Here is a 21,723-nt window from a genome sequence, read left to right as displayed (position 1 = left end):
TCATCCCAGACGAAAGGAGTGAGCCGATGCGTGGCTGTCAGCCCGGGTAGAACGGGATCGCGTTCGGGCCCTGGCCGTTCTGCAGCCGGTGCCACACCTGCCCGAGGCCGGACACGACCGACACGGCGGCGCTGTCCGTGACGACCACGTCGCGGTCCGGGGCCGCGGTGACCGCACGGACGGGCAGCTGGAGGTTGTTCGGGTCGTAGATGTCGATGGTGAGGCCGTCGAGCGACAGGTTGATCACCGGCATCTGCGGCTGGCCAGTGGCGACCACCAGCGTGTGCTGGTTGAGCCAGTCGACACCGACGGCGTTGACGATCATGGTCGGCGACAGGGTGCGCGGCAGCGACAGGCTGACCGAGTCCTTGTCCCGCACCACGGCGGCGAGCACGACCCAGCCCCTGCTGGTGACGATCGCGGCCCGCGTGCCGTCGCGGGACAGGCGGAGGTGGGTGATGTCGCCGAAGTTCTCGTTCAGTGCCGACGCGTTGACCTCGACCGAGCGCCACGTCTCGTCGCCGGAGCGGACGACGCGGACGACGTTGCCGTCCTCGACCGTCCACACCTCACCGGCGTCCTGGTCACCGGTGGACACCCGCCATGTCGGTCGCGACATGCTCGTGGCGTCCAGCGCGATGTCCTGCAGCTGCTCGCCGTAGCGGCCGACGCGCAAGCGCAGCTTGCCGCCGACCCTGGTGACGACCGCGAGCTGGTCGCCGTCGATGGACTGGGCGGCGCTGACGACGTCGTACTGGCCGTCGCCGGCGGGACCGGGCACCGGTTTGCCGTCGCGCAGCTCGCGGAGCCTGCCGCCGGACACGATCAGGCCCTGCTGGTCGGGTCCGGGCTTGGTGGCGGCGTCGTACTGCTTGATGTCGGACAGGCGCCAGTCGCCGTGGCCCTGGATCAGGTCCTGGTTGTCGCCCTTGATGCGGAGGCGGCTGGACGTGACGGTCTGCAGCGACAGGACGATCTGGGCAGCGATCTTCTCGCGCTGTTCCTGGCTCTTGTCGCCGAGCGGGTTGAGGTCGACGACGAGCGTGCCGTCGGTGTCGGGCACGACGTTCGTGCGGGCCCCGATCCCGTCGAGCGGGGACACGACCGACCGGCGCAGCGAGTCGGACGGGCCGGACAGCAGGACCTTGATCACGCGGTCCGGCAGGCCCGACGCCGGTGCGGCCGGCACGTAGCGCTGGTCGGGGACGGTGATCCGCAGGTCCGGGTCGAAGTAGTACACGGTGACGGGGCGGTAGCTCGTCTTGAAGTACGCGTACGGCACGTACACGTCGTCGGGCGGGTCGTCGATGCGCCACTGGCCCTTCTCGCGCACCACGTCGACCTTGAACTCCGGTGTGCCGATCCGCGGGACGAACGCGTTGTCCGGGCCGAGCCTGCCGAGCTGGGTCACGCGCAGCACGACGACCACCCGGCCCGACTCCACGCCGCCCTGGTCCTCACCGGACTGCTTCTGGTCGTCGTTGGACAGGGGCACGGTGCTGAACGTGTCGTGGATGACGTACGGCTTGCTGTCCGCGGGCCAGTCGGCCTTGGCCTTGTCCGTGAGGTACATGGCCGCGGCCTCGGGGTTGCCCGAACGCTTGACGAACTCGCGCACGAGGTCGAACGCGTTGAGGTTCGCGGTCGGCGGGCGTTCGGCGGCCTCGGTGACGAGCGGCTGGTTGTCGCGCACGGCGTGCGGCGTGGACTCCTCCGGGATGTTCGCGCAGCCCGCGAAGAGGAGCACCGCGCCGGCGAGCAGGCCGACGTGCAGGCGCCGTCTCATCGTGCCTCCTCCCAGACGGGAGCCGGTGGTTCGAGCTCCTGGTCGGCGGGGTCGGTCTCGGCGGCGGTGGCGACCGTGACGCGCACGGCGTCGCCCTCGCGGGGCTCGACGTCCGCGGACGGCACGTCGGCGTCCGGTGGCGGCAGCGGCAGCGGGTTGCCGGTGTACTCGACGCCCTGGCGGCGCGGCAGCGTCAGCCGGAAGCAGGCGCCCTTGCCCGGCTCGCCCCACGCGTCGAGGCCACCGCCGTGCAGGCGGGCGTCCTCGAGGCTGATCGCGAGCCCGAGCCCGGTGCCGCCGGTGTGGCGGTTGCGGGACGGGTCGGCGCGCCAGAACCGGTTGAACACGAGGTCGGCCTCGCCGGTGCGCAGGCCGACGCCGTAGTCGCGGACGGTCACGGCGAGTGCCTTGTCGTCGACGGCCATCCGGAGCCGGACCGGGTGCCCGTCGCCGTGGTCTACGGCGTTCGCGAGCAGGTTGCGCAGGATCCGCTCGATGCGGCGCGAGTCGACCTCGGCGGCCGCCTCCTCCTCGGGCAGGTCGAGGATGATCTCGCTGCCCGCGTTGCGGGCGATCGTGGCGACGGCCTGGGCGGCGCGGACGGCGATGGGCCGCACGTCGATGTACTCGGCGACGAGTTCTTCGACGCCCGCGTCGAGGCGGCTGATCTCGAGCAGGTCGCCGAGCAGCGACTCGAACCGGTCCAGCTCGTCGACCAGCAGCTCGGTGGAGCGGGCGAGGCCGGGCGGGAACTGCTCACGGGACGCGTGCAGCACGTCCGCGGCCATCCGCACGGTGGTCAGCGGCGTGCGCAGCTCGTGGGACACGTCGGACGTGAACCGGCGCTGCAGCGTGCCGAACTCCTCGAGCTGGCTGATCTGCCGCTGGATGCTCTCGGCCATCTCGTTGTACGACTGGGCGAGCCGTGCCACGTCGTCCTCGCCGACGACGACCATGCGTTCGTCCAGCTCGCCGCCCGCGAACCGTTCCGCGGCCTGTGCCGCGCTGCGGACCGGGCGGACGACCTGGCGGGTGACGAGGTTCGCGATGCCGGCGAGCAGCAACAGCAGCACGAGACCGCCGACGAGCAGCGTGCTCTGCACGACGCCGATCGTGGACTGCTCGGCGGTCAGCGGGAACAGCATGTACAGCTGCATCGGCTCCTGGCCGGACCCGAACGGCGCGCCGACGATCAGGAACGTGGTGCGCCCGGAGGACCGGTCGACGGTGTGGATCTGCACCGCGAGCCTGCGGTTCTCGACGAAGTGCTTGAGGCTGCCGGGCACGTCCCCGTACGGGCCCGCGCTGATCATGGCCTCGTCGTCGGCGGAGATCGGCGGCTTGCTCGCCAGCACCGGCTCGAACGTGCCCGCCGACGAGCTGGCCGTGTCGGTGTCCGGGCTCGAGCTGGTCAGCTGGGTCAGCGCCTGGGTGAGGCGCGGTCGCACGTCGTCGACCGCGGAGTTCAGGCCGTTCAGCTGGCGCTGCGCCACCACGACCGCGTCGCGGGTGGCCGCGATCGCCGCCTCCTCCTTGGTCTCGAGCAGGCGGTCGGTGATCTGGTTCTGGAGCACCATGCCCAGCACGAACACCACTGCCGAGGAGAGCGCGAGCGTCGACACGACGACCCGAACCTGGAGGGAGCGCCGCCACAGCTCACCGAAGTAGACCGCGCGTTGCTGCCCGAAAGCGACCGCGCGGGCGCCGTGGCGGGCGACCGCGCGGAAGAACCGCTTCACCAAGACCGTCCGATCACGGGGGGCCAGCCTTGTACCCCACACCGCGCACCGTCAACACCACCTCGGGGTGCTCCGGATCGGTCTCGACCTTGGACCGCAACCGCTGGACGTGGACGTTGACCAGCCGGGTGTCCGCCGCGTGCCGGTATCCCCAGACCTGCTCGAGCAGCACCTCGCGGGTGAACACCTGGCGCGGCTTGCGCGCCAGCGCCACGAGCAGGTCGAACTCGAGCGGCGTGAGCTGGATGGCGACGCCGTCCCGGGTGACCTCGTGGCCGGGCACGTCGATCGTGAGGTCGCCGATGGACAGCATCTCGGCGGGCTCGGAGTCGGTGCGGCGCAGCCGTGCGCGCACCCGCGCGACCAGCTCCTTCGGCTTGAACGGCTTCACGACGTAGTCGTCGGCGCCGGACTCGAGGCCCAGCACTATGTCGACGGTGTCGCTCTTGGCGGTCAGCATGACGATCGGCACACCCGACTCAGCGCGAATCGCCTTGCAGACGTCGATTCCGTTGATGCCGGGCAGCATCAGGTCGAGCAGGACCAGGTCGGGCCTGAGCTCGCGCAGCGCGGGCAACGCCCGGTTGCCTTCCGCCACCACCGCGGTGTCGAAGCCCTCGCCCCGCAGCACGATGGTCAGCATCTCGGCCAGGGCCGGGTCGTCGTCCACTACCAGCACACGTGCCTTCATGTGTTACATGGTCGCACTTCGTGAAGGGCTCGTGCGCGAGACCCGGCCGGTTCATCCGGTTTCCGTACTCCGCGTGATCGCTTGTAACGCTTCAGGTGGTCGCGGCAATCTACCTGTTGAAGATTGAACAGGGACGTACGGAGGAGCACGGCCATGGGCATCCGACGGCTCAACCACGCCGTGCTCTACGTCCGCGACGTGGACCGCAGCGTCGCCTTCTACACCAACGTCCTGGGCTTCACGGTGGTCCACCGCAGGCCGACGGCCGCGTTCCTGCGCGCCGCCGAATCGGACAACGACCACGACCTGGGCCTCTTCGGCGTCCGGGGCAACGGCCAGAAGCCGGGCACGGACGTGGGCCTCTACCACCTGGCGTGGTCGGTCGGCACGCTGCCGGAACTGGCCGAGTTCGCGGAGAAGCTCGCGCGCGTTGGCGCCCTGGTCGGCTCGTCGGACCACGCCGTCTCGAAGTCCCTCTACGGCAAGGACCCGGACGGCCTCGAGTTCGAGATCTCGTGGTTCGTCCCCCGCGACCGCATCACCGACGAGATGACGGCCAACCCCACGATCGCCCGCCTCGACATCGCGGCGGAAATAGCCCGGTGGGGTGAAGACCTGGTGGGCGCCCCGTAAGCCACACCCAGCAGCCACACCCCCGCTGACCTGCGAAAACGCCGCCCCGGAACATCACCTCAAGCCCCACCCATTCCCGGGGGCCACCCGCCTTGCCAGTCTACCAGTGGTCACCGACAGGGGCCCGGATGTCGATCTTGCCTGTGGACAACCGGAGTGGCTGTGGACAACCCGGCTACTCGGCGAGTTTCTTGGCCAGTTCGTGTGCGTCCGGGGTGGTCGTGCCGTCGACGACGTGCCACGGGGCGAGCCAGCCGTCGGCCGCCAGGCCGTCGTACACGGCGGCCACCCTGGCCTGCAGCGCGTCGTCGGCCTCCCACGTGTCGCGGCCCCGGGCGGCGTCCGCCAGCGCGCGGCGGGTCGAGCGTTCCGCCGCGACCGACGGGGCGACGCGCAGCAGCAGGTGGGCGTGCGGCACCGGCAGCCCGAACCGGTCGATCTCGATGTCCCGCACCCAGCGCACGAACTCCCCGCGCGCGTCCTGGTGCAGCCGGGCCGCGCCGAACGCCGCGTTCGACGCCACGTAGCGGTCGAGCAGGACGAAGTCGTGCGTGTCCAGTGCGGCCCGCAGGTCGGCGGCGGCGCCCCGGCGGTCGAGCGCGTACAGCATGGCCATGCCGTACACCTCGTCACCGAACGGGCCGAGCCTGCCGTGCAGCCCGTCGCGGACCAGGTCCGCGTGCACGTCCACGCCGTAGCGCGGGAACGCGAGCCGCGCGACGCGGCCGTCGAGCGCACCGTCGAGCGCGTCGGCGAGGGTGCGCTTGCCCGCGCCGTCGATGCCCTCGATCACGATCAGTCGTCCCACGCGGGGCACCCTATGCGAAGGGCACGTGCCACCACGGGCTGGACCGGTCACCCATCAGCAGCCGGTGCGGCCCGAGCACGGAGACGTACATGTGGCCGTACCGCTCCTCGTCGAACCGGATCACCCGGCCGAGTGCGTAGCCTGCGCTGAAGTCGCCCCACGACGTGTAGTGCTGCCGGCAGAGTTCCCCGGCACGCAGCACGATCCGCTCGGCGGTCGGGTAGTCGCAGAAGCGGCCGCCGAAGCCCCAGCGGGCCATGTTGACGGCCCGGCCGAAGTCGTAGCCGAAGACGCTCGTGACGATGCCGTCGTGCGGCAGCAGCCCGTCGGTGCGGAACCGCGACTCGTACCGCGTGACCACGCCGGCGAGGCGGACCATCTCGTCGACGTCGCCGCCGTGCCGCCGCGCCCAGTTGGCGACGGCGTTCTCCCAGGTCAGCAGGTCGTAGTGGCCCTGGTGGCGGAGCAGCACGCGCCGCACGTTCAGCACGGCGTCGACCTCAGGGCCGATGTTCATGCCCCCGAGCAGGTACTCGACCTGCCGCGACCAGTCCGCCGCCGTCGTGACGCCCCAGCTGTCGGCGAGCGACTCGCGGTTCTCGGCGTAGTCGCGGACCGGGTCGTCGAGCGCGTTCCACGGGCTCGAGACGTGCACCGGGATGTGCGCGCCGCAGGCGAAGCCGTGGGCGAGCGGCCCCCAGAACGGCCCCTGTGGGGCGCTGACCACCCCCTCGACGTGATCGCAGACCACCACGCCGCCGGAGTGTAGCGACGTGCAACCCACCGGGCGGCCCGCTCCGTCCTTGGGGCATGAGAATCGTCGCGGTGCTGCTGTTGCTGGTCCTCGCCGGGTGCGGGGCACGGACGGAGGCCCAGGAGGCGCCCGCCCCCGACCCGTTGCGCGGCAAGACGTTCACCGCCACGGCGGTGACCGAGGACGGCAAGCCGAAGCAGCTCGCGCCCAAGACGGAGCTGACCGTCGAGTTCACCGACGACGGCAGGCTGATCGCGCGCGCGGGCTGCAACATCATGCAGGGGCAGGTCGACACGACCGGCGGCACGCTGACCGTCGACGGCGGCCTGTCGATGACCGAGATGGGCTGCGACCCTGCCCGCCACGACCAGGACGAGTTCGTGGCCGGTGTGCTGTCGGCGAACCCGGAGTGGGAGCTGACCGACGGCCGCCTCACGATCCGCTCCGGCACGACGGTGTTCGACATGGCCGCGGAGGACGAGATGCCACGTGATCTGCAGGGCACGACGTGGGTGCTGGACACGCTGATCGACGGCGACGTCGCGTCGAGCATGGCGGCGGGCGCCCCCGAGGTGACGCTCGTCTTCGACGGCAAGAAGGTCACCGCCGACACCCACTGCAACGGCTACACGGCCGAGTACGTGATCGACGGCGACACGATCACGTTCACCCCGGGCGCGTCGACGCTGATGGCGTGCGCGCCTGAGATCATGGCGGGTGAGGCGGCGGTGGCGGACGCGCTGCGGGACGAGGTGACGTTCGAGGTCACCGCCGACCGGTTGACGTTCACGCACCCGTCCGGCAAGGGGATCGGACTGCATGCCGAATGAGCTGCCCGAGATGACGTTCGCCGACCAGGCCGAGTTCGCGGCCTGGTTGGCGGACAACGCCGAGACGAAGGGCGTGTGGCTGCGGATCGCCAAGAAGGGCACGGGGATCACGTCGGTCGACCACGACCAGGCGCTGGAGGAGTCGCTGCGACACGGCTGGATCGACGGCACCGCGCGCCGGGTCGACGACCAGTGGTTCGTGCAGAAGTTCACGCCACGCACCAAGCGCTCGCGCTGGTCGAAGATCAACCGCGCGACGGCGGAACGCCTGATCGCCGAGGGCCGGATGTTCCCGCGCGGCCTGCGCGAGGTGGAGGCGGCGAAGGCGGACGGGCGGTGGGAAGCGGCCTACGCGGGCCCGGCGGGTGCGACCGTGCCGGACGACCTGGCGGCGGCGCTGGCCGCGTCCCCGCAGGCGGAGGCGTTCTTCCGGACGCTGACGAGCCAGAACCGGTACGCGATCCTCTACCGGGTGGAGGAGGCGAAGCGCCCGGAGACGCGCGCGCGGCGGATCGAGAAGTTCGTCGGCATGCTGGAACGCGGCGAAACGCTGCACTGAGGGCGGCCTCCGGCCCCCGGTTTCCAGCGTAGCGGCCACCACCGACAAAACCGGGTCGGCGATCCACAGGTGCGCGGACCCCCGGAGGCTGCCGCGACATGCCGGTGCGACACCAACGCCAGCCAACCGCCGGATGCGGGCGACCAGCTCCTGAATAACCCTGGTCCACTCGCACGCTTCCCGGGGGCCCCCGAATTCAACCTTAGCCGGGAGCACCGACAATTCCGGGCGCGAGCGGTCGAGCTGTCCGCCGTCGCCGTTTTCTTGCGGCAGTGGGTGAATCGGCCACAGGGCGGCCTCCGGCCCCCGGAATCCAGCCTAGCGGGCCGCACCGACAGGAAACGTCCGCGCGGCGTGGGCAATGGACCGTTCGTACGCACAAGGCCGGCTCCCCGTCAGGGAAGCCGGCCTTGTCGCTCAGAAAAGATCAGTACCGGTAGTGGTCCGACTTGTACGGGCCCTCGACGTCGACGTCGATGTACTCGGCCTGCTCCTTCGTCAGCTTGGTGAGCTGGCCGCCGAGCGCCTCGAGGTGGATCCGCGCCACCTTCTCGTCGAGCTTCTTCGGCAGCCGGTACACCTCCTTGTCGTACTCCTCGTTCTTGGTGTACAGCTCGATCTGCGCGATCACCTGGTTCGAGAACGAGTTCGACATGACGAAGCTCGGGTGACCGGTCGCGTTGCCGAGGTTCATCAGGCGGCCCTCGGACAGCACGATGATCGAGTGCCCGTCGGGGAAGACCCACTCGTCGACCTGCGGCTTGATGTTGATCCGGCGGATGCCCGGGTAGCGCTGCAGGCCGGCCATGTCGATCTCGTTGTCGAAGTGGCCGACGTTGCCGACGATCGTCTGGTGCTTCATCTTCGCCATGTGCTCGGCCATGACGATGTCCTTGTTGCCGGTCGTCGTGATGACGATGTCGGCCTTGTCGAGCACGTCCTCGAGGCGCTGCACGTCGTACCCGTCCATCGCCGCCTGCAGGCCGCAGATCGGGTCGATCTCGGTGACGATCACGCGCGCGCCCTGGCCGCGCAGCGACTCCGCGGCGCCCTTGCCGACGTCGCCGTAGCCGCAGACGACCGCGACCTTGCCGCCGATCAGCACGTCGGTGCCGCGGTTGATGCCGTCGACCAGCGAGTGGCGGATGCCGTAGCGGTTGTCGAACTTCGACTTGGTGACCGAGTCGTTGACGTTGATCGCCGGGAAGAGCAGCTCACCCGCGGCGGCCAGCTGGTACAGCCGCAGCACGCCGGTGGTGGTCTCCTCGGTCACGCCCATGATCGACTGGCCGGCCTTGGTCCACTTCTGGCCGTCGGCGGCCAGCGAACGGCGCAGCGTGTCGAGGATGATCTTCCATTCCTCGGGGTCGTTCTCGTCCGCCTCCGGCACGACGCCCGCGGCCTCGTACTGGGTGCCCTTGTGCACGAGGAGGGTCGCGTCGCCGCCGTCGTCCAGCAGCATGTTCGGCGCCGCGTTCTCCCCCGGCCAGGTGAGCATCTTCTCGGTGCACCACCAGTACTCCTCGAGCGTCTCGCCCTTCCACGCGAACACCGGGACGCCCTTGGGCTCCTCCGGTGTGCCGTGCGGGCCGACGACGACCGCGGCGGCCGCGTGGTCCTGCGTCGAGAAGATGTTGCAGGACGCCCACCGCACCTCGGCGCCCAGCTCGACCAGGGTCTCGATGAGAACAGCGGTCTGCACGGTCATGTGCAGTGAGCCGGAGATCCGCGCGCCACGAAGCGGGTAGACCTCGGCGTACTCGCGCCGGAAGGCCATCAGACCCGGCATCTCGTGCTCCGCGAGGCGGATCTCCTTGCGCCCGAACTCGGCCAGCGACAGATCTGCCACCGCGAAGTCCAGGTCGCCAACCGTCCGCAGGTATCGGCCAACGGTCTCGTCCTGGGTGTTTACTGCGGTCATCCCGTGCATCCTCCAAACTCAATTGCCCCCAGAACACTACCGTTACCGACAGTTGATCGACTGGAGTGGTCATCGAGCGCGAAAGGAGGGGCCGGTTGTTCCCGCCTGGGCCGGACACCCGCGTCGTCGAACTGCGCGTCCACGGCGTGATGGGCACCAGGCCGGAGTCACTGGTCTCGGCGGTCGCCGCCGTCGACGTGGCGGGCGACGGCCTCGGCCGGATCGTGCGGCCCGCCGACCGCCTCCTGCGTCCCGCGCCGGGCCCGATGCTGCGTGCCGAGGGGCAGTCGATACCGAGAGTGGTCGAGGGTTACTCGTGGGGCGGCATGACCTCGGGCGGCTGGGCGAAGGCGGCGTGGGCGGTGCTGTTCCCGTTCGCCCTCGCCAACGTCGCGCACTGGATGCTGCCGCCCATCCCCAGCGGGCACCGCACGGCACGTGCTCTGGGCGTCGCGTGCCGGACGCTGCTGCGGCTCGCCGCCGTGCTGCTCACCGTCCTGCTCGTCACGCAGGCCGCGGTCGTGAGCCTCGACCTGGTCGCCGCGCAGTGCCTCGCGCCCGGTTCCCCGTGCCTGGCGGGCACCGTGCCGGACTGGCTGCGGGAGACGTACCTGGTGCGGCACGCGATCGGGCTGCTCCCGGTGCTGCTGACGATCTACGTGCTGCACCGCATCTCCTGCGTCGCGTGGGAGGTGGACGCGGGCGCCAACCCCGGCAACCCGCCGCCGACACCGCCGAACGCGCGGGTCCAGCTGCCCGGCACGAACCTCGTCGCCGACCCCGACACGCCGACCTTGCGGGCGCTCCACCTGGTCGCGGCACTGGCGACGGTCGCGCTGCTCCCCCTCGGCGGGGTGTTCACGGTGCCCCGCGAACCGCTGCCCGCGGCGCTGTGGACGCTCGCGCTGATCTTGTTGGTGATGGCGTTCGCGGGCGTGCTGCTGCTGGACGACCCGCGTGGCGCGGTGCCAGGCCGGGCGGGCACGTGGCTCCGCAGAGCGCTCGGCAGGCGCAGCCGCCGCGTGCTGTACGTGGTCGGCGCGCTGCTCGTGGCGGCGGCCGCGGTGAGCCGGGACCCGCTGCGGTTGCCCGCCACCGAGCAGACCGTGGAGTCGATCGCCGCCGCGCTGATCGTCGTGGTCGTGGTGTTCGCGGTGCTGCTGGTGCCCGCGGCCCGCATCGCGCGGCGCGAGTGGCGGGCGCGGCCGAGGGAGCTGCGGCCGTGGGCAGGCGGGTGGATGGCGGCGCCGGTGCTGGCGGTGGCGGCGCTGCTGGGCGGCGGTTTCGGCGCGGGCCTGGGCATCGCGGTGCGGCGGCTGCTCGGCACCGAGGGCATGGAGGTGCCCGCCGGGTACGGCCCGGTGACGATGCTGTGGGGCGCCGGCGCGGTGCTCGGCGTGGTCGTCGCGGTCGTGACGGTGCCGTTCGCGCTGCTCAAGCTGCGGTCGATCGACTCGGCCGAGGCGCGGCTGCTCGGCTCGCCGGTGCGGGAGTGGCGAACGGCGGGCTGGTTCCGGCAGCACCTGCACCACGTGGTGCTCGCGTGCTCCGGCGCACTGTCGGCGGGCGCCGCCGTGGCGATCTACCTGCGGTTCGCCACGACGCCGGACTGGCTGCGCCCGCTGTCGGCCGTCGGCGTGCTGGCACTGGGCGCGCTCGCGGGCGGCCTGCTGCGGGCGGTGTACAACGCGGCGCGGGCGGCGGAGTCGGGCCGGCAGCTGGGCGTGCTGGCGGACCTGGCGTGTTTCTGGCCGAGGGAGGCGCACCCGATCGTGCCGCCGTGCTACGCGGTGAAGGTGGCGCCGGAGGTGGCCGCGCGGGCCGTGGCGCACCTGGCGGAGCCGGGGACGCGGGTCGTGCTGATCGGGGAGAGCCACGGGAGCCTGCTGGTCGCGGTGGCGGCGGCGCGGTTGCTGAACTCGTTGAACGAGCCGGAGCGCAGGCGGATCGGGGTCGTGACGGTCGGGTCGCAGCTGCAGTGGGCGTACACGCGGGCGTTCCCGGCGGTGCTGCCGCTGTCGGCGCTGGGGACGCTGGCCGCCGAGCTGGGAACGCGGTGGCGGTCGTTGTGCCGGGGCACGGATCCGCTGGGCGGCGCGGTGACGACGTGGCGGCGGCAGGTTTACGAGGATTCGTTGCTGGGGCTGGGTTTTCGCGCGGACGGGACGCCGGGCCCGCTGGCCGCGGCGGAGCGCGGGCCGCACGGGGCGTTGGTGCTGGGGCTTGATCATTGGCTGCCGGATCCGCGGACGGCGCCGGTCTCGGGGCGGCGGTGGACGCCCGGGTTGCAGCGGCACGGGAACTACGCCGCGGATCCGGAGTGGGATCGGGCGGTGGCCATGGCGGCTGGGCTTGATCCCTCGGAGCCGCCGACGTTGTTCTCTCTCGGTGGGGATCGGTAGTTGTCCACAGGGGCTTCGGTTATCCACAGGCTGCGGCTTTCGGCCGTCTTTGTCGGTGGGTGCCGGTAGACTGGACAGCGGGGTGCCCCCGGGAGTGGTGGGGGCTGCCGTATGTACTGGGGGGACGGGTTTTCGCTGGTCAGTGCCGTTGTGGCGGTTTGTGTGGTCCGGGCTTGGTGGTGTGCCTTGCCTGGGTTTTCCCTCCCGGGGGTCCTCGCCGGACGGGCTGGTCTCCGGGATGGCAGCGGGTCGGCACGGGGCTGGGTTGGCAAGGACTGCTGTCGGGTGGTCTGCCTGCCATCCCGTCGACCTCCCACGGGCTATCACACCGCGTCAAGGGGGCCCGGCAGCTTTGGGCAGGTGGGCGCGTCGTGCTTCGGGCCCCCTTGACCCGGTGTGATCGGGCTTCGCCAGGTCGACGGGATGGCAGGCAGCGGTCCCTTGGTGGTGGGCTGCGCCGCTTTGCTGGGGTCAGAGGGTCAGCAGTCTTGTTGCTGTTTCGTGGTGGCCTGCTTGTGCCAGTAGGCCTGCCGGGCCCAGGCGGCCCTCTCGGTCGACCACCACTCGGGCGTCTTTGAGGATCGGGCCCAGGTTTTGCCTCAACGCCTCTTCCGTGGGGGCGAGGGAGTGTGCGTGGCGGAAGACGCCGCCCGACAGGACGAGTGTCGCCGCGCCCTTGGGGCCCAGGCGGCCGTCGATCATGCGCAGGTGGCGGCGGATCGCGATCGTGGCCGCCAGTTCCGCTATGCGCAGGTCTGTGGTTCGTTCCTCGTCCGTTGACGGGACGAAGTCGACGTTTTCGTTGCGGGTGCGGGCTTTTTCCTTCAGGTCGGTGTCCGGTGGGAGCAGGCGTTCCGCTATCGCTTCCGCCACCACCCCCGGTGCGCTCACGCGCATGCCGATGTCGCCCTCGACCGTTCTTCGGTCCGCCGGCAGGGCTACCGTTCTCGTCGGGGCGTCGTCCATTGTGGATACCGCTGAGTAGACGTCCGTTGTCGCGCCGCCCACGTCCACCACGAGGACCGCGCCTTCTTCCTCCTGTGCCGCCAGGACCGCCACGCCGGACAGGACCGCGTCCGGGGTGACCGTGCGCACCAGGTTGCGGAAGCGTGGGCCTCGCGACAGGCCCTTTCCTCCGATCACATGGGACAGGAAGACCTCACGGATCGCCGCGCGTGCTGGTCCTGGGGCCAGTTCCCCGACATCCGGCAGCACGTTGTCCGTCGGGACCACGGTTCTTCCATCCAGTATGGACAGTGCCGCCGGTTGTGCGTTCTTGTTGCCTGCCAGCACGATCGGGACCGTCACGCGGGCACGTGCCAGGCGGGTCGCGTTGTGCAGCAACACCTTCTCGTCGCCGCCGTCCGTTCCGCCTACCAGGAGCAGGACGTCCGGGCGGGCCGCTCGCAGCGCGTGAACGTTCGGCAGTTCACCCGCCGACACGTGCACCACCTTCGCGCCCGCCGACAGGGCTACCCGGTGGCCTGCTTCCGTGCTGACCAGGCGTTCCTGGCCCACCACCGCCAAGCGCAGGCCGCCGCCCGCTGACGAGCACGCCAGTACCGTCGCGTCGCCCGCGGACAGGGCCTCCGTCACCGCCGCCACGCCGTTCATCACCTCGGGTGGGGTGGTCTCGTGCTGTGCGGTGCCCAGCAGGGTGCCATCCTCGGCGACCAGTGCCGCCTTCGTCCAGGTGGACCCGACGTCCAGGCAGAGGTACGTCACTTTTCCTTGCCCACCAACGAGTGCCGCCTGCCGTACGCGAAGTACACGACCACGCCCAGCGCCATCCACACGAAGAACCGGACCCACGTCAGGATCGTCAGGTTCAGCATCAGCCACAGGCACGCCAGGATCGCCAGCACACCGATCACCGGCAGCGCGGGCACCTTGAACGAGCGCGACAGGTCCGGCCGCGTCCTGCGCAGCACCATCACGCCCGCCGACACCAGGATGAACGCGAACAGCGTGCCCACGTTCACCATCTCCTCCAGCTTGCCCGCCGGGAAGAACGTGGCCGCCGCGGCCACCAGGCCGCCGACGATGATCGTCGCGCGGACCGGGGTGCCGCGCTCCCCGGTGCGGGACAGCGCGCGGGGCAGGAGGCCGTCGCGCGACATGGCGAACAGGACGCGGACCTGGCCCAGCATCAGGACCATCACCACCGTCGTCAGGCCCGCGAGCGCACCGACGGAGATCACGTTCGCCGCCCAGTCCACGTCGTTCAGCGCGAACGCCGTCGCCAGCGTCTTGTGCTCACCGTCCTCGCCCGTCGCCAGGTCCGAGTACTTGACCATGCCCGTCACCACCAGCGACACCAGCACGTACAGCACGGTCACGATCGCCAGCGAGCCCAGGATGCCGCGCGGCACCGCGTGCTTCGGGTTCTTCGTCTCCTCCGCGGTCGTCGCCACCACGTCGAACCCGATGAACGCGAAGAACACCAGCGACGCGCCCGCCAGCAGGCCGAACACGCCGAACGCCGAGCTGCTCCCGCCCGCCAGCCACGAGAACACCGTCTGGTCGACGCCCGTCGACGCGCTGCCGCCCGTCTCGGCGGGCGGCACGTACGGGCTGTAGTTCGCGGCCTTGATGAAGAAGAACCCGAAGATGATCACGAACAGCACGATCGCGACCTTGATGCCGGTGATCACCATGCTGACCCGCGACGACAGCTTCGTGCCCGCCGCGAGCAGGACCGTCAGCACGACCACCAGCAGCAGCGCGCCCCAGTTGACCGTGACACCACCGACGTCGAACGACGTCGTCACACCGTCGCCGAACATGTAGGCCAGCACCGTGCGCAGGTACTCCGACCAGCCCGTGGCCACCGCGGCCGAGCCGACCGCGAACTCCAGCACCAGGTCCCAGCCGATGATCCACGCGACGAACTCGCCGAACGTCGCGTACGAGAAGGTGTACGCGCTGCCCGCGACCGGCACCGTCGACGCGAACTCGGCGTAGCACAGCGCCGCGAGCCCGCACGCGACGGCCGCCAGCACGAACGCCAGCGACACCGACGGACCCGTCAGGTCACCCGCCGTGCGCGCGGTCAGCGTGAAGATGCCCGCGCCGATCACGACCGCGACGCCGAAGACCGTGAGGTCCCACGCGCTGAGGTTCTTCCTCAGCCGGGAACCCGGCTCGTCGGTGTCCTTGATGGACTGTTCAACGGATTTCGTCCGCGCCAACCCCGACCCCGGCACGCCACACCCCTCCCGGTCACCGTCAACTCCGACAGCTGACGATAACGCCGGAACGGGCTCAGGTGTTGGCGGGCGTGCGGTCCAGGTCAGGCTCGAGGTAGATCAGGCGTGCCGAGGGCACGGTCTCGCGGATGCGCTTCTCCGCCGCGTCGATCTCACTCGCCACGTCCGCGAGCGGCAGGCCCGGCTCGAGCGCGATCTTGGCCGCGACCAGCAGCTCGTCGGGGCCGAGGTACTGCGTGCGGATGTGGATCAGGCGCTGCACGCGGCCGCCGACGATGGCGTCCTCGATCTTGTCCAGCTCGGGGTTCGTGGCGCCCTCGCCGATCAGGAGGCTCTTCATCTCGATGATCAGGATGATGGCGATCACACCGAGCAGGGCGCCGATCATGAGCGTGCCGATGCCGTCCCACATCGGGTCGTCGGTGATGACCGACAGGCCGACGCCGAACAGCGCGAACACGAGGCCGAACAGCGCCCCCGCGTCCTCCAGCAGCACGACCGGCAGCTCGGGCGTGCGGGACTGGCGGATGAAGCCCCACCAGCCGACGTCACCCTTGATCTTGCGGGACTCGACGATCGCGGTGCGGAAGCTGAAGCCCTCCAGCCCGATCGCGACGACCAGGATGACCACGGCGACGATCGGCGACGTCAGCGGCTCGGGGTGCTGCAGCTTGTGGATGCCCTCGTAGATCGCGAACGCGGAACCGAGGGTGAACAGCATCAGCGCGACGATGAACGAGTAGAAGTACCGGTCGCGGCCGAAACCGAACGGGTGCTCCCTGGTGGCCTTGCGCCGGGACGTCTTCTGGCCGAGCAGCAGCAGGCCCTGGTTGGAGGTGTCCGCGACCGAGTGCACGGCCTCGGCGAGCATCGACGACGCGCCGGTGATCGCGAACCCGACGAACTTGGCCGCCGCGATGCCGGCGTTCGCCCCCAACGCCGCGAGAATCGCCTTGGTACCGCCCCCTGCGCTCACCGTTCGCTCCTCATTGCCATGTCTGTATTGCCGGAAACCGACAGCAGCCTAGAGACCTGCCGGCCGAGTTGTCTCACCACCCGCCCCATTTACCCGCGAGTCACGCCCTCGAACACCGCGAGTCGCGCTCTCGGACATACCGAGTTGGCGTTTTCGTGCAGACCCACATTCCGGAAAAACGGACATAATGCAATTCAGTGGACAATTCGCCAGAGGTCCGAGGAGCATCACGAGCCCCGGGAGTCGCCCGTCCACGACCCGCGAGTCGCGCTCTCCCGCACACCGAGTTGCCGGTTTCGTGCACATCAGGGACTGCACGAAACGTACAACTCGATGTGCGTGAGGGCGGGACTCGCGGTGTTTGAGGGCGGGACTCGCCGGGTCAGGGGTGGCCTGGGGTGGCTGCGAAGGCTCGGGTGTGGGTGGCGGTGGGGGTCAGGGTTACTTCCGGGTCCGCGGCGGGGATCCACAGGGCCTGGCCCCTTGGCAGGGGGACCTTCTGGGTGGGGGTTTCCGCGGTCAGTTCGCCGTCGATGGTCGCCACGATGCGGGGGGTGCCTGCCGGGAGGGTGACCGGAGCGGTGTCGCCCTCCTGCCACTCCAGGCGCGACAGCTCGAACTCCGCCGCCGCCGTCCGGTAGACGTGGCGGGCGCCGGACCGCTCGCCCGTCGTCACGGTCATGTCGCCGTAGCCGAAGTCCAGCACGCGCAGCAGTTCCGGCACGTCCACGTGCTTGGGCGTGAGCCCGCCGCGCAGCACGTTGTCCGAGTTCGCGAGGATCTCCAGCGCGGTGCCACGCAGGTACGCGTGCAGGTTCCCCGCGGGCAGGAAGATCGCCTCGCCCGGGCCGAGCACCAGCCGGTTCAGCAGCAGCGCCGCCAGCACGCCCGCGTCCCCCGGGTAGCTCTCGCCCAGCTCCAGCACCGTCCGGCACTCCAGCTCGAACTGCCCGTGCTCCTTGACGTGCCGCACGCACTCGTCGAGCAGCTCCGGCATCAGCGCGTCGATCGCGGGCTGCGGCAGCGTGATCCACGTCGTGAACAACGCGCGCAGGCCCTCGCGGTTCGGGTCCGCCGCCAGCAGCTCCACGTACGGCGACAGGCCGGGCGTCTCGACCGCGCGCAGCAGCTCGACCGTGCGGTGCGGGTCGCGGAACCCGGCCAGCGCGTGGAACTCGGTCAGCGCGCACACCAGCTCGGGCTTCGGCGTCGGGTCCGGGTAGTTGCGGGTCGCCGCGTCGCGCGGGATGCCCTGCTTCTCCTCCCGCGCGTAGCCCTCGGCGGCCTGCGCCGCCGACGGGTGCGCCTGCAGGCTCAGCGGCTCCTCCGCGGCCAGCACCTTCATCAGGAACGGCAGCCGCCCGTCCCAGCGGGCCGCCACCTCGGCGCCCAGCTGCCCGGCCGGGTCCTTCGCCAGCACGTCGACCAGCGTCTCGTCGCCGATCCGCGACGGGTCGCCCGGGTGCGCGCCCATCCACAGCTCGGCCTCCGGGTGCGGCGCGGGCACCGGCCTGCCGAGCAGGTCGGCGATGGTGGTCCGCGAGCCCCACGCGTAGGGCCGGACGGGGTTCTCCAGCAGCTCCACGCTCACTCCCTCGGCCGTGCGGGCGCGTAGCGGGTGTTGCCCCCGGTGGTGCCCGCCGCGAACCCCAGGTACAGGGCGGCCAGCTGGAACCGCAGCGCGAGCACCGCGGCGCACGCGGTCATGTCGGCCGTGATCTCCTCGGCGGGCGCGATCACGTCCGCGTCCGGCAGCATGTCGGTCGCCAGCCTGCGCATCGGGTCGGCCGGCAGCGCGCTGACGGCCAGCAGGAACGTCCGCAGCGGCGACGCCGCGGAGGGGGCGAGGTCGTCCGGGTCGGCGAAGATGTCCGTGCCCGACGCGGCCTGCGCGGCGGCCCGGTGCAACGCCGTGCGGCTCGCCGCCTGCTGGTAGGCGGCGACGTCGCACACCAGGTCGGTGTGCGTGGCGAGGACCTGCGCGGCGTACCAGGCGACCCCGGTCGCGACGTCGTCCAGGCCCCACAGCAGCGGTGTCCGCTCGGCCAGCCGCAGCGCGAGCGCCTTCGCCGGGTTCACGAACGACTCGTGCTGCATGTGGTCGCGCTCGGCCTCGCGGTCCAGCTCGTCAGCGACCATGTCGAGGTCGGTGCGCAGCAGCTCGAGCGTGGTCGCGGTCAGCAGCCCGGCGGCCAGGGCACGCGGGAAGCCGAACCCCGGCGGCACCGGCACGCGCGGCGTGATCAGCACGGCCTTGCCCGCGGCCGCGGCGGCGACCGGGCCGTCCTCCGGCGCGGTCAGCACGACACCCGCGCCGTACCGGCCCGCCCGGTCGATCGACTCGGCCAGCTCGGTGTCACCCGCGTCGTCGGTGTGCGCGACCACCACGTCCAGCGGCCCCAGCCACGGCGGCGCCGTGTCGGTCAGCACCACCGGCACCGGGCACGCGCGGCCGAGCAGCATCATCAGCAGCTTCGCCGCGTGCGGGCCCAGGCCAGGCCGGGTGAGCAGCACGAGCGCGCGCGGCCGGTGCCCGGCCAGCCGCTCGATGCCCGCCTCCCTGCCCGACTCCAGCGTCGCGCGGACCAGCGCACCCGCCCGCGCCGCGGCGGGCAGCAGCCCGTCGACGTCGACGTCGGACAGCCTGCGGGTGTCGTCGAGCAGCGTGTCGTCGACCGCGGCGCTCACCCCGCAGCGCCCTCTTCCTCGTCGGGCTTCGGGCCCGGCTCGATGGCCTCGTCGAGCAGCAGCACGGGGATGCCGTCCTCGACCCGGTACTGCCTGCCGCACTCGGTGCAGGTCAGCATGTCGGCGTCGGGGTTCTTCGGTGTGCCGGGCCGCAGCGGCGCGTGGTCGTCGGACGGGCACGCGAGGATCTCGAGGAGCCTCGGGTCAAGCTGCACAGCCAAGGTCGTGTCCCTCCCTGTCTCAGGCGCGGACGATCGCGAGGACCTCGTCGCGGATGGCCGCGACGGCCGCCTCGTCCGCGGCCTCGATGTTGAGGCGCAGCAGCGGCTCGGTGTTGGACGGCCGCAGGTTGAACCAGCCACCGCTCGGCAGTTCGACGGTGAGGCCGTCCAGCTCGTCCACGGTCACGCCGGAGCGCTGCGAGAACGTCTCCTTCACCGCGTTCATGCGGCCCGCCTGGTCCTCGACCGTCGAGTTGATCTCGCCGGACGCGGCGTAGCGGCTGTACTCGGCGGTCAGCTCCGACAGCGGCCGCTCCTGCTCGCCGAGCGCGGCGAGCACGTGCAGCGCGGCCAGCATGCCGGTGTCGGCGCGCCAGAAGTCGCGGAAGTAGTAGTGGGCGGAGTGCTCGCCGCCGAAGATCGCGTCCGTCTTCGCCATCTCGGCCTTGATGAACGAGTGGCCGACGCGGGTGCGGACCGGCTTGCCGCCGTGCTCGGCGACGATCTCCGGCACCGCCTTCGACGTGATCAGGTTGTGGATCACCGTGCCGCCCGGGTCCTTCTTCAGCTCGCGCACCGCGACCAGCGCGGTCACCGCGCTCGGCGGCACCGGCTCGCCCCGCTCGTCGACGACGAAGCAGCGGTCGGCGTCGCCGTCGAACGCCAGGCCCGCGTCGGCGCCGACCTCGCGGACCTTCGCCTGCAGGTCGACGATGTTCTTCGGGTCGAGCGGGTTCGCCTCGTGGTTCGGGAAGCTGCCGTCCAGCTCGAAGTACATCGGCACGACGTCGATCGGCAGGCCGTCGAACATGGCGGGCACGGTGTGGCCGCCCATGCCGTTGCCCGCGTCGACGACGACCTTCAGCGGCCGGCTCGACGAGAGGTCGACGAGCTCGCGCAGGTAGGCGACGTACTCGGTCAGCATGTCGCGGGTCTCGAGCCGGCCCGCGGTCCTGCCCTCCGACGGCGGCTGCTCCGCCTCGACCTCGCGCTGGATCTCGGTCAGCCCGGTCTCCTGGCCGACCGGCGCGGCGCCGGCGCGGCACAGCTTGATGCCGTTGTACTTGGCCGGGTTGTGGCTCGCGGTGAACATGGCGCCCGGCAGGTTCAGGTGGCCGGACGCGAAGTAGAGCATGTCGGTGGACGCGAGGCCGATCATCACGACGTTCACGCCCTCCCGCGTCACGCCCTCGGCGAACGCGCTCGCGAGGCCGGGCGACGAGGCACGCATGTCGTGCCCGATCACGATGCCCTCGGCGTCCCCGACCTGGCGGGCGAACGCCGCGCCGATGTCGCGGACCAGGTCCGCGTCGAGCTGTTCGCCGACGACGCCGCGGATGTCGTAGGCCTTGAAGACGCCGGACAGGTCACGCACCAGTGCTCCCCGAGGGTCAGCGGATTTGCCTCAGGCGAGCCTACCGGCGCGGCATCGCGGCGACGTGAGGTGTTACCGGGTGTTCGCCGGGGGTCCCCGGCGCTCTCAGTCCGTGACCGGGTTCGGCAGGACGCGCAGGTGGCCGCGGCGGCCGCCGGTGTTCTGGCGTTCCGGTTCCGGCGACGGCTCGACCGGCCGGTCCGGGCGGCCGGCCTCGCGGACGGCCTCGGCGAGCGCGGTCAGGTCGTCGACCGTCGGCTCGGGGGCGGCGAACTCGCCGTCGTGGCGGACGACCTCCCAGCCGCGGGGCACTGTGAGGCGCAGCGCGTGCTCCTCGCACAGGTCGTAGCTGTGCGGTTCGGAGTAGGTGGCGAGGGGGCCGACGACGGCCGTCGAGTCGGCGTACGCGTAGGTCAGCGTCGCGACCGCCGGGTGGCCGCACCCGGTCCGCGAACACTTCCGCACGCTCCGCACGAACGTGGACGATAGCGCGTCCGGGGCGAAAAGGCCCCTCGCCACACCGTGTCGCGTCGGACGGCCGATACGCTCGACGCCGTGACCCCTACGCGCGGCCGGCAAAAGCGCAGGCGGCGGCCCAACCGGGACCGCCATGGCCGTGGGCTGCGCGGCGCGCTGTACCCGTCGACGCTGCCCGCCGCGTCCACGCGTGCCGAGCGGTTCGACGCGCTGGTGCTCGCCGCGCTGGAGCCGATCGAGGCGCGCTGGCGGACCGAGCTGACGAAGCTCGACATCGCCGTCGACGACGTCCCGGACGTCCGGGGCGACGACCCGGCCATCGCCACCGAGGGCACGCTCACCGACGCCGGCGTGCCGCTGGCGCGGCTGGTCCCGGCGGGCATGGACCGGCGCGGCCTGCCGACGAAGGCCCGCATCGTCCTGTTCCGCCGCCCGCTGGAAGCCCGCGCCCGCGACGGCGCCGACCTGGCGGACCTCGTCCACCACGTGCTGGTCGACCAGGTGGCCAACTACCTGGGCGTGGACCCCACCATCATCGAAGGCGAGCCCTGAAACCCGCGAGTCGCGCTCGCACGCATACCGAGTTGTACGTTTCGTGCACCCGGCACCTGCACGAAACGTACAACTCGATGTGTTCGAGAGCGTGACTCGCGA

Annotated in this window: 19 protein-coding genes; 5 read left to right on the top strand and 14 right to left on the bottom strand. The window is 71.2% G+C overall.

Features of this window, described 5'->3' with window-relative positions; genetic code table 11:
* Positions 1-37 precede the first annotated feature (37 nt).
* From ACYQ77_RS04185 to mtrA, 3 genes are read right to left on the bottom strand one after another with little or no spacing between them, the layout of a single operon-like run.
* A complete protein-coding gene (locus ACYQ77_RS04185) occupies positions 38-1,786 on the bottom strand; it encodes an LpqB family beta-propeller domain-containing protein (RefSeq protein WP_459707545.1) in 1,749 nt (582 codons plus the stop codon).
* Complete coding sequence (gene mtrB, locus ACYQ77_RS04180; protein WP_459707543.1) at positions 1,783-3,528, bottom strand: MtrAB system histidine kinase MtrB; 1,746 nt, start codon at positions 3,526-3,528, stop codon at positions 1,783-1,785. Before mtrB ends, ACYQ77_RS04185 begins: the two co-directional genes overlap by 4 nt.
* Before the next feature lie 10 nt (positions 3,529-3,538).
* Positions 3,539-4,216: an MtrAB system response regulator MtrA gene (gene mtrA, locus ACYQ77_RS04175; protein ID WP_075123969.1), complete on the bottom strand. Its 678-nt coding sequence runs from the start codon at positions 4,214-4,216 to the stop codon at positions 3,539-3,541.
* Between the two features lie 153 nt (positions 4,217-4,369).
* Between mtrA and ACYQ77_RS04170 the strand changes: the two genes are divergently transcribed.
* Positions 4,370-4,849, top strand: coding sequence for a VOC family protein (locus ACYQ77_RS04170; RefSeq protein WP_459707540.1), 480 nt, complete (start codon positions 4,370-4,372; stop codon positions 4,847-4,849).
* Positions 4,850-5,024: 175 nt separating this feature from the next.
* On the opposite strand, the gene ACYQ77_RS04165 is transcribed toward ACYQ77_RS04170, so the two are convergent.
* Together ACYQ77_RS04165 and ACYQ77_RS04160 are read right to left on the bottom strand one after the other, a co-directional pair.
* Positions 5,025-5,657, bottom strand: coding sequence for a dTMP kinase (locus ACYQ77_RS04165; RefSeq protein WP_459707539.1), 633 nt, complete (start codon positions 5,655-5,657; stop codon positions 5,025-5,027).
* 10 nt (positions 5,658-5,667) lie between these two features.
* Complete coding sequence (locus ACYQ77_RS04160; protein WP_459707536.1) at positions 5,668-6,411, bottom strand: DUF1266 domain-containing protein; 744 nt, start codon at positions 6,409-6,411, stop codon at positions 5,668-5,670.
* 56 nt (positions 6,412-6,467) lie between these two features.
* Here ACYQ77_RS04160 and ACYQ77_RS04155 point away from each other — a divergent pair, with 56 nt between their 5' ends.
* Together ACYQ77_RS04155 and ACYQ77_RS04150 are read left to right on the top strand one after the other, a co-directional pair.
* Positions 6,468-7,241 carry an META domain-containing protein gene (locus ACYQ77_RS04155; RefSeq protein ID WP_459707533.1) on the top strand — a complete coding sequence of 258 codons (774 nt, stop codon included), beginning with the start codon at positions 6,468-6,470 and terminating at the stop codon, positions 7,239-7,241.
* Complete coding sequence (locus tag ACYQ77_RS04150; protein ID WP_459707531.1) at positions 7,231-7,800, top strand: YdeI/OmpD-associated family protein; 570 nt, start codon at positions 7,231-7,233, stop codon at positions 7,798-7,800. Before ACYQ77_RS04155 ends, ACYQ77_RS04150 begins: the two co-directional genes overlap by 11 nt.
* Positions 7,801-8,227: 427 nt before the next feature.
* Here the strand turns inward: ACYQ77_RS04150 and ahcY are convergent, their stop codons facing one another.
* Positions 8,228-9,721 (bottom strand): adenosylhomocysteinase, encoded by a 1,494-nt coding sequence (gene ahcY, locus ACYQ77_RS04145; RefSeq protein WP_459707529.1) that lies wholly within the window; start codon positions 9,719-9,721, stop codon positions 8,228-8,230.
* A 95-nt stretch (positions 9,722-9,816) separates the two neighbouring features.
* Here ahcY and ACYQ77_RS04140 point away from each other — a divergent pair, with 95 nt between their 5' ends.
* Positions 9,817-12,123 (top strand): hypothetical protein, encoded by a 2,307-nt coding sequence (locus ACYQ77_RS04140; RefSeq protein ID WP_459707528.1) that lies wholly within the window; start codon positions 9,817-9,819, stop codon positions 12,121-12,123.
* A gap of 471 nt (positions 12,124-12,594) precedes the next feature.
* On the opposite strand, the gene ACYQ77_RS04135 is transcribed toward ACYQ77_RS04140, so the two are convergent.
* The 8 genes from ACYQ77_RS04135 to ACYQ77_RS04100 all read right to left on the bottom strand — a co-directional run bounded on the left by ACYQ77_RS04135 (position 12,595) and on the right by ACYQ77_RS04100 (position 21,066).
* Positions 12,595-13,848 (bottom strand): glutamate mutase L, encoded by a 1,254-nt coding sequence (locus ACYQ77_RS04135; protein WP_459707526.1) that lies wholly within the window; start codon positions 13,846-13,848, stop codon positions 12,595-12,597.
* On the bottom strand, positions 13,845-15,329 hold the full coding sequence (locus ACYQ77_RS04130; RefSeq protein ID WP_459707524.1) for an amino acid permease: 1,485 nt from the start codon (positions 15,327-15,329) through the stop codon (positions 13,845-13,847). Before ACYQ77_RS04130 ends, ACYQ77_RS04135 begins: the two co-directional genes overlap by 4 nt.
* Before the next feature lie 58 nt (positions 15,330-15,387).
* On the bottom strand, positions 15,388-16,308 hold the full coding sequence (locus tag ACYQ77_RS04125; protein ID WP_459707523.1) for a cation diffusion facilitator family transporter: 921 nt from the start codon (positions 16,306-16,308) through the stop codon (positions 15,388-15,390).
* Positions 16,309-16,690: 382 nt separating this feature from the next.
* Positions 16,691-17,893, bottom strand: coding sequence for a mannose-6-phosphate isomerase, class I (gene manA / locus ACYQ77_RS04120; RefSeq protein ID WP_459707521.1), 1,203 nt, complete (start codon positions 17,891-17,893; stop codon positions 16,691-16,693).
* Positions 17,894-17,895: 2 nt separating this feature from the next.
* Positions 17,896-18,996 (bottom strand): hypothetical protein, encoded by a 1,101-nt coding sequence (locus ACYQ77_RS04115; RefSeq protein WP_459707520.1) that lies wholly within the window; start codon positions 18,994-18,996, stop codon positions 17,896-17,898.
* A complete protein-coding gene (locus ACYQ77_RS04110; RefSeq protein WP_459707518.1) occupies positions 18,993-19,217 on the bottom strand; it encodes a Trm112 family protein in 225 nt (74 codons plus the stop codon). The genes ACYQ77_RS04115 and ACYQ77_RS04110 overlap by 4 nt, the downstream gene beginning before the upstream one ends.
* A gap of 19 nt (positions 19,218-19,236) precedes the next feature.
* On the bottom strand, positions 19,237-20,592 hold the full coding sequence (locus ACYQ77_RS04105; protein ID WP_459707516.1) for a phosphomannomutase/phosphoglucomutase: 1,356 nt from the start codon (positions 20,590-20,592) through the stop codon (positions 19,237-19,239).
* Positions 20,593-20,697: 105 nt separating this feature from the next.
* A complete protein-coding gene (locus ACYQ77_RS04100; RefSeq protein WP_459707515.1) occupies positions 20,698-21,066 on the bottom strand; it encodes a DUF3499 domain-containing protein in 369 nt (122 codons plus the stop codon).
* 81 nt (positions 21,067-21,147) lie between these two features.
* Between ACYQ77_RS04100 and ACYQ77_RS04095 the strand changes: the two genes are divergently transcribed.
* A complete protein-coding gene (locus tag ACYQ77_RS04095; protein ID WP_459707513.1) occupies positions 21,148-21,621 on the top strand; it encodes a metallopeptidase family protein in 474 nt (157 codons plus the stop codon).
* Positions 21,622-21,723 lie beyond the last annotated feature (102 nt).

It is taken from the genome of Actinophytocola sp. KF-1, from assembly GCF_054661535.1.
The sequence above is the reverse complement of the archived record's forward strand: the minus strand, read 5'-3'. Positions and strand labels throughout refer to the sequence as shown.

What these genes read in the sequence shown, in the direction of transcription:
- ahcY (WP_459707529.1), bottom strand. Translation starts at nt 9,721, where the DNA reads ATGACCGCAGTAAACACCCAGGACGAGACCGTTGGCCGATACCTGCGG.
- ACYQ77_RS04150 (WP_459707531.1), top strand. Translation starts at nt 7,231, where the DNA reads ATGCCGAATGAGCTGCCCGAGATGACGTTCGCCGACCAGGCCGAGTTC.
- ACYQ77_RS04155 (WP_459707533.1), top strand. Translation starts at nt 6,468, where the DNA reads ATGAGAATCGTCGCGGTGCTGCTGTTGCTGGTCCTCGCCGGGTGCGGG.
- ACYQ77_RS04170 (WP_459707540.1), top strand. Translation starts at nt 4,370, where the DNA reads ATGGGCATCCGACGGCTCAACCACGCCGTGCTCTACGTCCGCGACGTG.
- ACYQ77_RS04185 (WP_459707545.1), bottom strand. Translation starts at nt 1,786, where the DNA reads ATGAGACGGCGCCTGCACGTCGGCCTGCTCGCCGGCGCGGTGCTCCTC.
- mtrA (WP_075123969.1), bottom strand. Translation starts at nt 4,216, where the DNA reads ATGAAGGCACGTGTGCTGGTAGTGGACGACGACCCGGCCCTGGCCGAG.